This is a genomic window from Candidatus Amarolinea dominans, assembly GCA_016719785.1.
GTDB classification, from domain to species: domain Bacteria; phylum Chloroflexota; class Anaerolineae; order SSC4; family Amarolineaceae; genus Amarolinea; species Amarolinea dominans.
Genome location: JADJYJ010000006.1, coordinates 274,797 through 286,653, shown reverse-complemented (window position 1 = coordinate 286,653; position 11,857 = coordinate 274,797). Strand labels below are relative to the sequence as shown.

General features: G+C 60.1%; 9 protein-coding genes. 7 read left to right on the top strand and 2 right to left on the bottom strand.

The features are described from left to right. Positions 1-261 precede the first annotated feature (261 nt). The 3 genes from IPM84_09690 to IPM84_09680 all read left to right on the top strand — a co-directional run bounded on the left by IPM84_09690 (position 262) and on the right by IPM84_09680 (position 1,987). On the top strand, positions 262-987 hold the full coding sequence (locus IPM84_09690) for a PspC domain-containing protein (GenBank protein MBK9093037.1): 726 nt from the start codon (positions 262-264) through the stop codon (positions 985-987). Between the two features lie 111 nt (positions 988-1,098). After that, positions 1,099-1,710, top strand: a complete 612-nt coding sequence (locus IPM84_09685; protein ID MBK9093036.1) for a hypothetical protein — start codon at positions 1,099-1,101, stop codon at positions 1,708-1,710. 58 nt (positions 1,711-1,768) lie between these two features. Further along, a complete protein-coding gene (locus tag IPM84_09680; protein ID MBK9093035.1) occupies positions 1,769-1,987 on the top strand; it encodes a hypothetical protein in 219 nt (72 codons plus the stop codon). Between the two features lie 6 nt (positions 1,988-1,993). Here the strand turns inward: IPM84_09680 and mutM are convergent, their stop codons facing one another. After that, on the bottom strand, positions 1,994-2,806 hold the full coding sequence (gene mutM / locus IPM84_09675; GenBank protein ID MBK9093034.1) for a bifunctional DNA-formamidopyrimidine glycosylase/DNA-(apurinic or apyrimidinic site) lyase: 813 nt from the start codon (positions 2,804-2,806) through the stop codon (positions 1,994-1,996). A 168-nt stretch (positions 2,807-2,974) separates the two neighbouring features. Here mutM and IPM84_09670 point away from each other — a divergent pair, with 168 nt between their 5' ends. Then, a complete protein-coding gene (locus tag IPM84_09670) occupies positions 2,975-6,055 on the top strand; it encodes a response regulator (GenBank protein ID MBK9093033.1) in 3,081 nt (1,026 codons plus the stop codon). A 507-nt stretch (positions 6,056-6,562) separates the two neighbouring features. Here the strand turns inward: IPM84_09670 and glnA are convergent. Then, a complete protein-coding gene (glnA, locus tag IPM84_09665; GenBank protein ID MBK9093032.1) occupies positions 6,563-7,969 on the bottom strand; it encodes a type I glutamate--ammonia ligase in 1,407 nt (468 codons plus the stop codon). Positions 7,970-8,352: 383 nt separating this feature from the next. Here glnA and IPM84_09660 point away from each other — a divergent pair, with 383 nt between their 5' ends. The 3 genes from IPM84_09660 (at position 8,353) to IPM84_09650 (ending at position 11,770) form a co-directional block, all read left to right on the top strand. Then, positions 8,353-9,345: a LacI family DNA-binding transcriptional regulator gene (locus IPM84_09660; protein MBK9093031.1), complete on the top strand. Its 993-nt coding sequence runs from the start codon at positions 8,353-8,355 to the stop codon at positions 9,343-9,345. Positions 9,346-9,602: 257 nt separating this feature from the next. Next, positions 9,603-10,679, top strand: a complete 1,077-nt coding sequence (locus tag IPM84_09655; protein MBK9093030.1) for a helix-turn-helix domain-containing protein — start codon at positions 9,603-9,605, stop codon at positions 10,677-10,679. A 74-nt stretch (positions 10,680-10,753) separates the two neighbouring features. Next, the gene (locus IPM84_09650) at positions 10,754-11,770 is read left to right on the top strand and encodes a LacI family DNA-binding transcriptional regulator (GenBank protein MBK9093029.1); all 1,017 of its coding nucleotides are present in this window, start codon (positions 10,754-10,756) and stop codon (positions 11,768-11,770) included. Positions 11,771-11,857: the final 87 nt, after the last annotated feature.

Here is an 11,857-nt window from a genome sequence, read left to right as displayed (position 1 = left end):
CAGGCAGCCAACACGCCAATCAAGCCCTTGCCGGGTATTTCCGGCAAGGGCTTTTTTTGCCCAGCCGCCGAATGAATTCGGGGCGCAAGGGCGTTCCGCCGCCAGGTCGGCCTGCGCCGACCGGAATTGCGTCCATGCAGGTTCGTCTGCAACCTTGCCCGGCAGTTCTGCGTATTACAGGCTGAGTGCATGAACGAAGACTCTGAGCACTGGACGGCGATGCCGCCCAGGTAACAAAAAACGGACACAAGGAGTATGACCATGAATCAACAACCGGTGATCATCGAAGGAACACCGCATTACGAACCGCACCGTATCTACCGCTCGCGCACCGAGCGGCAGGTGGCCGGTGTGGCTGGCGGTTTGGCCGAGTTTCTGGGGGTTGACCCCACCTTGATTCGTATTGTCTGGCTGATTTCAGTTCTCTTTGGGGGAGCCGGCGCCCTGGCCTACATCGTCATGGCCATCGTGCTGCCGGAAGAGACGGTAGAACATGCCGCCAGCAAGCCGACGGTGACGCGGCGTGGGGCTGACGTGCGCGCATGGGCCAGCCGTGACAGCAATCGTGGCCTGCTCTGGGGCGGCGTCCTGGTGGCCGCGGGCATCCTCTTCCTGCTGAGCAATTTCGATGTGATCCCCCTGCGCGGCCTGTGGCGCACCTTCTGGCAGTTGTTCTGGCCGGCCGTGCTCATCGGCGTGGGCATCGTCCTGCTGCTCGGCATCTCCGGCCGCGGCGTGGATTGGAAGGGCATCGTGCGCGGTGATCGCGCCCTGCTGCGCAGCCGCAGCAACCGCGTCATCGGCGGTGTCTGCGCCGGCCTGGCCGCGTACCTGGGTCTCGATGCCCGCCTGGTGCGTATCGTGTGGGTCATTGCGTCACTCTCCACCGTGGGCCTCGGCGTGATGCTCTACATCCTGGCCTTGATCGTCATCCCCGAAGCGCCCGCCGAGGAAGCGGTTACGCCGTCCAACAGCACCGTTATCTGACAACGCCGGCAGCCCGGCTTCTGAGAGAAGCCGGGCCGCTGACAAAAAGGCCTGGCTTCTCCCGGAAGCCAGGCTTCCGCATCAATCTGTTCGTCTCAGAGGGGAAAAAACATGGATGACCCAACACGTACAAGACCGATCATTCCCGCCATCATTCTGATCCTGGTGGGCGTCTGGTTCTTACTGCAAAACCTGAACGTGCCGGGCGTTCGCCTGGAGGCCTTTTGGCCAATCTTCCTGGTCATCGGCGGCATCGCCCTGATCATCCGCTACTTCACCAACCCCACAGCCGATCCCGATGACCTGGGCGGCGCCATCTTTATGACCCTGCTCGGCGTCTTCTTCCTGGGCTGGTACAACCTCAATTGGTTTGGGCAAGAATGGGAGGTTGCCTGGCCCATCTTCCCGTTCCTGCTCGGCGTCAGCAGCGGCATCAACTGGCTCTTGCACTGGCGGCGCTGGGGTCAGCTCCTGTGGGCGTTCATCGGCCTGGCCGTGGCGGCTGTAGGTTTCGCCTACACCACCGGCGCCATCGAAGGCGACCTGGCGCAGCAGTTAGCCCGCCTGTGGCCGATCTTCATCATCCTCGCGGGTTTGGGCTTTCCTGCTGCAAGGGCTACTCAATCGCAGCAACGACCGCTGATCCCTGATCTTGCCCCAAACAAACACAGGCCGCGTTTCTGCCGCGGCCTGTTTGTTTGTCTATCGCCGCCCGGTGTATAATAGACGCAACCGGGGACAAACACAGCGGAAAAGCACAGGAACAAAAGGGCATCAGGACATGAAAAAAATACTTGGATATTTTGTGGGCATCGGCTTGAGCATGGCGACCGGTTACGTGACCGGCCTCCTGCTGACGCCGGCCTCTGGCGATGATCTACAGACGCAGGTGCGCAACCGTGTCACTCAGGCGTTGGCAGAGGGCAAGCAGGCCGCCAGCGCCCGCGAGCAGGAATTATTGGCACAGTTCAACGCCGCCAAGCACACCCCGCTGGCCTGAGCGGTCTCAACGCTGGCACTGCGGGCAGAAATGCGTGGCCCGCTGCCCGATCACCACGCGCACAATCGCCGTTCCACAGCGCGCACACGGCTTGCCCGTGCGCCGAAAGACCTGGTGCCGCTCCTGGTTCTGCCCTTTGGCGCCGCCAGGACGCTGATAGTTCTGCAGACTGCTGCCATGATCGAAGATGGCCTGGGCCAACACCTGACGCGTCACCGTGTGGATGCGCGCAATCTCATTCATCTGCAAATCACCGCCGGGGCGCCGCGGGTCAATGCTGGCCGCAAACAGAATCTCATCGGCGTAGATGTTGCCGATGCCGGCCACCACGCGTTGATCGAGCAGCAGGCTTTTGATCGGCGCCTTGCGCCCGGCCAGGCGCGCGGCCAACTGCTGCGGGGTCAAATCAGGATTGAGCGGCTCCGGCCCTAGTTGGCGCAAAATCGTAGCCACATCAGCCACCACATAGACCCGCCCAAACTTACGCATGTCCCGAAAAAAGAGGCGCCGACCTGAATCCAGCGTCAACACCAGGTGCGTGTGCTTGTCAGGCGTCGCTTCGGGGCCTACCACGTGCAACTGCCCGGTCATACGCAGATGAATGACCAGCGTCTGCCCGCCGGAGAGGGGAAAAAGCAGGTACTTGCCGCGACGGTCGGTGCCCATGATCTGGCGGCCGACCAGCAGCGGCTTCACCTCGGCCGCAGAAGGCAGCGCAATCGTGCGTTCCCAGCGCACCTCGACATCCACAATGCGCCTTCCCACCAGGTCCCGGCGTAACTCACGTGCAATTGTCTCTACTTCAGGCAGTTCTGGCATGATGCCTCTCCCGCTCGCGCCCGTTTTCCATACTCGCCCGGCGCAGATTATAGGCCAGGCCGGCCAATCTGTCACGTTGACCTGGGCACGGCGGCGCGGCCGTGCCAGGGGTGCGGTCAGTGGCTCAAATTGGACGTTTACCCTCTTTTGGCGTATGCTATTCCCATCATGACCTGGCAGTTTTCATTCTATTCGATCATCTCATTCTTCACGGTCGGCCTCTTGTTCATCCTTGTGCGGGCCGTGTGGCTGCGACGCCGGATGCCGGGCGCCCCGTATCTGGTTGGCCTTCTCGTGGCCGTTTCCATCTGGTCGCTGGCCGCTGGTTTCGAGACGGCTTCCGTGCCGATTGCCAACAAGATCTTCTGGTCTGTCGTGTCCTACCTGAGCACCCACAGTGTGCCTGTTTTCTATCTGCTCTTTACGCTCGACTTTACCCAACAGTCCGAATGGATTCCGCGGCGCTACCGCCCCCTCTTGGGTATCATGCCGCTCCTCACCTTCATCGTCGCTGCCACCAACGGCTGGCACCATTGGCTGTGGACCGACTTCACCCCGGCGCCCAACAACGGCCTCATCTACGGGCATGGCCCCTGGTTTTGGCTGGCGGTAGTCCATAGCTATCTTGCGCTCATGACCGCCACCGTGGTCATGCTGCGCGGCCTGATCCGCTTCCCCGCGCTCTATCAACGTCAGGCCGCGGCCCTGATCCTGAGCGCCACGTTTCCCATCGTCAGCAATCTGTCCTACATCCTCGATCTGAACCCATTCCCCGGCTTCGATCTCACGCCGATCTCCTTCTCGCTCACCGGCATCGCCCTGGCCTGGGCGCTCACGCGCTTTCAGTTGCTCGACCTGGCGCCGGTCGCGCGCGATGCCCTGATCGAGAACCTGAGCGATGGCGTCATCGTGCTCGACGACCTGGGGCGCATTGTTGATGCCAACCCGGCCGCCAGGCAAATGTTCGACATGACCACCCTGCCGATCGGACAGCGTGTTGGCACAGCCCTTGCGCCCTGGCCCACGCTGGTCGCCACGCTCGACGATCAACAGACCCAACAGCAGGAGCTGCTCCTCGACGCGCAACCGGCGCTTGGCCTGGCTGCGCGCTTCGTTGACGTGCGCCTGATCGCCCTGACCGACAAGCGCGGGCGCCTGACCGGGCGCCTGATCACCGTGCGCGACATCACCGCACGCAGGCAGGCTGACAAGGAACTGGCCGACACCAAAGCCATGCTGGAAGCTGCCCTGGAGCAAACGCCCATCCCGCTGGTATTGGTTACTGCGCCCGATGGCATCATTCGGATTGCCAACTCGGCCACGCGCCATCACCTGGATATGGCGGATGCACCGCGCACCCCGGAGCTCTCCCTGCTGACCTTGAATCCTACCTGGCAACATTTCGACGCTGCCGGGAACCCGATCTCCGTGGCGCAGATGCCGCTCGCCCTGGCGGTGCAGGGCATCACGACCCACAATCAGGAGTACCGGGTTCGCACCAGGCACGGTAACGAACGCTGGGAACTGGTCAGCGCGGCGCCCATCTTCAACCAGGCCGGCGAATTGATCGCAGCCTTCGCCGCCTTTCCTGACATCACTACCATCAAACAGGTCCAAGCCGAACTGCGCCAGGCCAGGGATGCCGCGGAAGCAGCCAATCGGGCCAAGAGCGCCTTCCTGGCTCACATGAGTCACGAAATCCGCACGCCCCTCAACGCCGTGATTGGCATGACGAGCCTGCTGGTAGACACGGCGCTGAACGCCGAACAAATCGAGATGCTGAACGTCGTCCATGCCAGCGGTGATGCCCTCTTGAGCATCATTGACGAAATTCTCGATTTTTCCAAGATCGAATCGGGTCTTTTGGAGCTGGAAGACCGCCCCTTCCGGCTGGTCGAGTGCATCGAAGAGGCGCTCGACCTCGTTAGCGCCAAAGCGGCCGAAAAGAAGATCGAGTTGGCCTACCTGGTAGCGCCGGAAGTCCCCGGCATGCTCAGCGGTGACATGCCGCGCCTGCGCCAGATTCTGCTCAACCTCATCGGCAACGCCGTCAAATTTACCGATCACGGCGAAGTCGTCGTCACGGTTGACGGGGAACCGGTGAACGAGCGCTTCCGTTTGCACATCGCCATTCGCGACACCGGTATCGGCATCCCCATCGAGCGTAGAGAACGCCTCTTTCGTGCCTTCTCACAGATAGATGCTTCGACAACCCGCCGCTACGGTGGCACCGGCCTGGGATTGGCCATCAGCCAGCGCCTGGCCGCGTTGATGGATGGCTCGATCTGGGTGGAGAGCGAGCCGGGCGTCGGCTCCACCTTCTACGTCAATGTCCTGGTGGGCGTGACCGCTGACCAGGCGCCGTGGAACGAGCGCGATGAACGCCTGGCCGGCAAGCACGTTCTGCTCGTGGACGGTCATGCAGCCACGCGTCAATTCTTACAGACACAAGTACACCGATGGGGAATGACGTCCATGGCCGTGGACACGGGCGCGGCGGCTGTGGCCAGCCTGCAGAACGATGCGCCGCTGCCAGATGTCGCCATCCTCGGCCTGCGCATGAGCGACTACGATGGCCTACAGCTGGCGCGAACCCTACGCCATCTCGATCCGCCGTTGATCTGCCCGCTGATCATCCTGGCGCCCATGGCTGACACCTACGTGGCGCGCGCAGTGGCGGATCTGACCCGCACGACGCACCTGTCGAAGCCAGTGAAATCTGCGCGCCTGCACGACATCCTGCTCGATCTGACCAGCGATCAGCGCACGATTGCCGCGCCGACGCCGCGCCTGGCGTCAAGCAGCGCGTCTGATATCTGGCCTGACACGCGCGTGCTGGTGGCCGAAGATAATGTGGTCAACCAGAAGGTGGCCCTCTTGATCCTCAAGCGCCTGGGGGTGAAGGCGGATCTGGCCGCCGATGGCTTCGAGGTACTGGACGCGGTGGCGCACCAGCCTTACGATGTGATTCTGATGGACGTGCAGATGCCGGGCATGGATGGCCTGGAAGCCACCCGCCGCATCCGCCAACTGAACCTGCCTGCCGGCCAACCGATAATCGTGGCGATGACGGCCAGCGTGCTGCGCGAAGACAGGGATGCCTGCCTGGCCGCGGGCATGGACGCGTTCGTCGGCAAGCCGGTCACGCCCGATCAGATCATCGGCATCCTGCTCCGTCACCAGAGCAACGGTGTTGCCCCTGGGAGCGCGGGCGTCTCGCCCGCCCCGCAGATCGCGCCGCCGGTCTGATCGTGTTTTCTTCACCGCCACGGCGTAGGGACGAAATGACAGGCGCCCAAAACCTAAATTTTGCCTCGTGAGACTCGCGGGGCGACCAATGAAGCGACGCCGATGTAGCGCCGCTTCACCGGCCAGGTGCTCGATTCGTGTAAATTAGTGAAATTCGTGGCAGAGAAAACTGGGCGGATTCTTGGCACGAATTGCACGAATTGACACGAAAAAACAGTTCGTGCAAATTAGTGAAATTCGTGGCAGAGAGGGCCACGGCGATCGAAGCAACAAAGAAGCCCGGTTCCTGCAAGGAACCGGGCTTCTTTCGTTCAAGAATGACTTTGGGCCTTAGCCTGTTTTCGACATAGAACAGATGTTTCTATACAACACCATACAACAGCTTGTGGTCATTGGCAAATCGCACACAACCTGTAGGAACAGTCCTGTTTTCGCTCAAACGTTCTACGCGACGGCTTGTGGCAAGTGCCTGATGACCTACTACCCATTGGGGTGTCGAAAACAGGCTTAGATATCGTAGTACAACACGAACTCGTACGGATGGGGCCGCATGCGCACGGGGTTCAACTCCACCTGGCGCTTGTAGTTGATGTAGGCTTCCAACAGATCCATCGTGAAGACATCGCCGCGCAGCAGGAATTCGTGATCGGCCTCCAGCGCACGCAGCACGTCATCCAGCGAACCGGGCACCTGCTTGATCAGCTTCAACTCTTCCGGCGGCAGTTCGTACAGGTCCTTGTCCATCGGCTCGCCCGGATCAATGCGGTTCTGAATGCCGTCCAGGCCCGCCATCAGCATGGCTGAGAAGGCCAGGTACGGGTTACAGGTGGCGTCTGGCGCACGGAACTCCACACGCTTGGCCTTGGGGCTGGCGGAGTAGACCGGGATGCGACAGATGGCCGAACGATTGCGCTGTGAATAGGCCAGGTTGACCGGCGCCTCGAAGCCCGGCACCAGGCGACGGTACGAGTTAGTTGTCGGTGCGCACAGGGCCAGCAGGGCCGGCGCGTGCTTCAACAGGCCGCCGATGTAATACTTGGCCGTGTCTGACAACTGCGCATAGCCGCTGTCGCTGTAGAAGACATTGCTGCCCGCGTTCCATAGGCTCTGATGACAGTGCATCCCAGAACCATTGTCGCCAAAAAGCGGCTTGGGCATGAAGGTCGCGGTCAAGCCATTCTTGCGCGCCACATTCTTGATGATGTATTTGTAGAGCAGCAGATTGTCGGCCATGCGGGTCAGGGTAGCAAAGCGCATGCCAATCTCGGACTGACCGGCCGTGGCGACCTCATGGTGATGCACCTCGATCGGAATACCAACCTGCATCAGCGTCAGCACCATCTCGCTGCGGATATCTTGCAGCGTGTCGGTGGGCGGCACCGGGAAATAACCGCGCTTGGGCGGAATCTGCCCGCCGCGGCCGCCCAAGCCACTGTTCCACCAACCTTCCTGGCTGTCCACCTCGTAATAGGCGGAGTTGGTGTCCTGGTGATACTTCACATCATTGAAGATGAAGAATTCGGCTTCCGGCCCCCAGAAACTGGTGTCGGCGATGCCGGTCTGCTTGAGATAGGCTTCGGCCTTGCGCGCAATGTAGCGCGGATCGCGGGAATAGGGCTGGCGCGTGATCGGGTCCGCGACGTCGCAAATGATCGAAAGGGTAGGCACGCCCAGCACGGGATCAATGAAGGCCGTGGTGGGGTCAGGCATCAGCAGCATGTCCGATTCGTGGATTTCCTGGAAACCGCGGATCGAAGAGCCATCGAAGCCGATCCCTTCGCTGAAGGAGTCGGCATCCAGCCTGACGGCCGGAATACTGGTGTGCTGCCAGGTGCCGGGCAGGTCAATGAACTTGAAATCAATAATCTTGACATCGGCGGCCATCTTCAAAACGTCGGCCGGTGTAGTCGGCATAATCCAAAATCCTCCCTACGTTTACCTTGTCTCGCTGCCTGAACCACGATTCCACACGGTGCGCACGCGTGTTGGGAGCCAACACCCGGGCGCACGCCCTGTTCGGCAGTATACTACCTATTTTTATCACCTGCCGTCCGTTTTTGCCAGCGCGAAAGTGTATGGAAGATGGGAGAGGCGTTTGTGCAATCTATACGAGAAAGTTATCTCGCGAAGATCTCATAATCGTGCTAAATTGTCTCTCAAAAAACGATTTTGGGGGCTTGACAAACGCGCGTTGCCATGTTATAATTTGATACGTATTACTACTACGTATTAGTCGGTCAGCCTGACGAAACGCGAGGGTAAATAGGATGACGGCCCAAAGAAAACGAGCTCCGACGATGAGAGATGTCGCCCGCGTCGCGGGTGTATCGCAGACAACTGTTTCCTTTGTGTTCAACAAGCGGTCGGGCATCATGATCAGCGATGAGACCAAAGGCCGCGTACTCGAAGCCGTTGAGCAGTTGGGGTACCGTCCCAATGTTGCGGCGCAGATTCTGCGCACCAGCAAGACCCACCTCATCGGTCTGATCAGCGATGTGATCGCCACCACGCCGCACGCTGGGCAGATCATCGAAGGCGCGCAAAATGCAGCGTGGGCCAACGGCAAGCTGCTGATGCTGACGAATACCGGTGGCAATGAGGATGTGGAAAAGGCCGCCATCGAAATGCTCCTGGAGCGACAGGTTGAGGGCATCATCTATGCCACCATGTACCACCGTCCAGCTGATCCGCCTGATACCGTGCGCAGCGTTCCCACCGTTCTGCTCGACTGTTTCGTTCAGGATAGATCGCTGCCCTCGGTAGTGCCGGATGACATACAAGGAGGCCGCAGGGCCACCGAGCATCTGCTGAGCAAAGGACATAGCCGCATTGGATTCATCAATAACGTCCACGTGATCCCTGCCACGCTGGGGCGCCTGGAGGGCTACCAACAAGCTCTGGCCGGCCGCGGAATCGTGTACGATGACAGCCTGGTGCTGTCTGATCTGAGCGATCAGGGGGGCGGCTACCGGGGGTGTATGAAGCTGATGCAACGCCTTGATCGTCCCAGTGCGATCTTCTGCTTTAACGACCGGATGGCGATGGGGGCCTACGATGCGCTGCGCAAGCTAGGCCTCGCGATTCCCGAAGATATCGCGGTGATGGGCTTCGACAACGAACAGCTCATCGCCGCCCACTTGTACCCGCCCCTCTCCACAATGCAGTTGCCCCACTACGAGATGGGGGAGTGGGCCGTCAATTACCTTATCGAACACGACGCCAACCTGGCGGCCGGCGGGCCGATCCAGCACAAGATCGAATGCCCGCTCGTCAAGCGGGAATCGGCTTGAGACGCCATTAGGACACGGATCGCTTCAGTCCCGAATGATCGCCACGGTAGGGCGGTCCTCCGAGAAAAGAACACCCGTCAAAAACGTCGCGCTTCCCTGTACGTTCTCTGAGCACTGCAGACGTACAGGGAAAAAAATCGTATTACTAATACGTATTAGTAATACGAATCATCTTCGCGGATAGGCCCAAAGATTGTCGAAAACCTGATGGCAGGAACCAGGGAGGACCTTCTATGTTTCGAATGACGCGGAGTGGCATGCAACTGGAAGCGGACGCCCCCTCTTGGTCCCTGGCACGCGAGGTCATACACCAGCGAGCCAGCGAGTTGGGCGTCGCGCTGATCTCCCATGAAGCAGACCTGGTGTCCCTCGCGCCCGAAGAACGGCTAGGAATCCTTGAGATGAAGGTCCTCCCTGTGCTTGTGGCCCCAAACGCTCTTCTGGCCGACGCGTTCCGGGCGATGTCAGAGAGCTTGCCGCCGCGCGTTGGGATGGAGTGGCGGCTGGAACTGCCCGAAGCGCTGCCTGCTATCCGCGTTGACCCGCTGTGTTTGCATCAGATCCTCTACAACCTGCTCAGCAACGCCTACAGGTTCGCGAAGCAAGGTCACATCACGCTAGGCGCCTTGCCCACGACCACCCATCTTCACTTCTGGGTTGCCGACACCGGGCAGGGTATGCCGTTAGAGCAGCAGTACATCTTTCACGCCCTTCTGACGGCGGAGCGGCCATCACACCCTGTCGCAGGCCTGGGGTTTGGGCTACACGTGACCTACCAGCTGGTCAGACTGCATGACGGCAAGATGACTTTTTCGAGCCCCCCCGGCGCAGGGGTCACCTTCCACATCTATCTGCCGCTGCTCCAGCCGAAACGCCGCATGGACCGTCCGGTGGAGGCGTCGCCGAGCACACTACCCGTCGAGATGGACCTGCCACTGCAGGTCCATGAGTTGACCCGCCGGACCATCACCTATCTCCGGCAGAATTATGCCGCCGAGCAGTTGTCGCGCCGCCAGATCGCGTCGCACGTCGCAGTTTGCGAACGGCACCTCACGCACGTTTTCCGACGCGACCTGGGCATCACACCGTGGGAATACCTGACTCGCTCCCGCATCGAGCAAGCCAAAACATTACTGCGCGTCACGAATCTCACTGCCACTGAGATCGCCGGTCGGGTTGGCTACAACGACGGCGCCTATTTTAGTCGGGTCTTCCATCGGGAAACCGGCCGCAGCCCGTGCGCCTTCCGCCGCCAGGTCCGTTGCCAGCAAGACTCGAACGACCTGTCCGATCTTGCTCCCAATTCTGCAGGATTCACTTCCTTTTGTGCATGACTGCCGCGCTCGCGCTTTGTATAATTCAATTATAGTAACCCAAGGCCCTGCCGCTTAACCATAAGGACCTCCAAATGGCAAAACAAACAAAACCCAATCCGACGCTGATTGATGTGGCCAATCTGGCTGGTGTCTCACGGACGACTGTTTCTCTGGTGATTAACGATAATTCTCATATCCCAGATGAAGCCAAGAAACGAGTCATGGCGGCGATGTCCGAGCTTGGCTATAGCCCAAACCTGGCAGCCAAGATAATCCGCGCTCAACGATCCGGCAACTTCGGATTTGTGTCCGATGAAATTGTCACCACGCCGTATGCAGGAAAAATCTTTGAGGGCGCTCAAGATGCTGCCTGGACACTGGGCAAGGTTCTGCTTCTAGCCAATACCAAGAATGACCCCCAGTTGCAGGCAGCCGCGTTCGATATGATGCTGGAGCGCCAGGTCGACGGCATCATCTACGCGACTTTTTATCATCGCCCCGTGACCCCGCCCGATCTGCTGTGGGAGATCCCGTCGGTATTGCTCGACTGCTTTGTAGCCGACCGCTCGCTGCCTTCGGTTGTCCCGGATGAGGTCGGCGGGGGCTACAATGCCACCAAGATTCTGCTGGAAAAGGGGCACAAGCGGGTGGGCTTTCTCAACAATATTGACCCCATCCCCGCGACCGCCGCCCGCCTGCAAGGCTATTTGGCTGCTTTGGCGGCGCACGGCATCGCTTTCGACCCGGCGCTGGTGGTCTCTGATAACTCGGATCCTGATGGCGGCCAGCGCGCCGCGCAGACAGTCATGCAGGTGCCGAACCCGCCGACCGCGCTGTTTTGTTTCAATGACCGCATGGCGATGGGCGCGTACTATGCCTTGCGCAAGCTCAATCTCACCGTGCCTGACGATGTCGCGGTGATAGGGTTCGACAACCAGGAGATCATTGCCGCCCATCTTAACCCTGGCCTTTCCACCATGGAATTACCCCATTATGCGATGGGCCAATGGGCTATCAACTACCTGCTGGAACACCTGGACCCGGAAGACGACATGCAGCCAATTCAACATTCCATCGAATGTCCGTATATTGAGCGGTTCTCGGTCTAACCCGCCGCTGCCATTCCGACACGTGCAGGCAAATAAGGAGGTGATTGCATCGTTCAGGAATACGTCTCAGACAGCCAGGCACCGTCA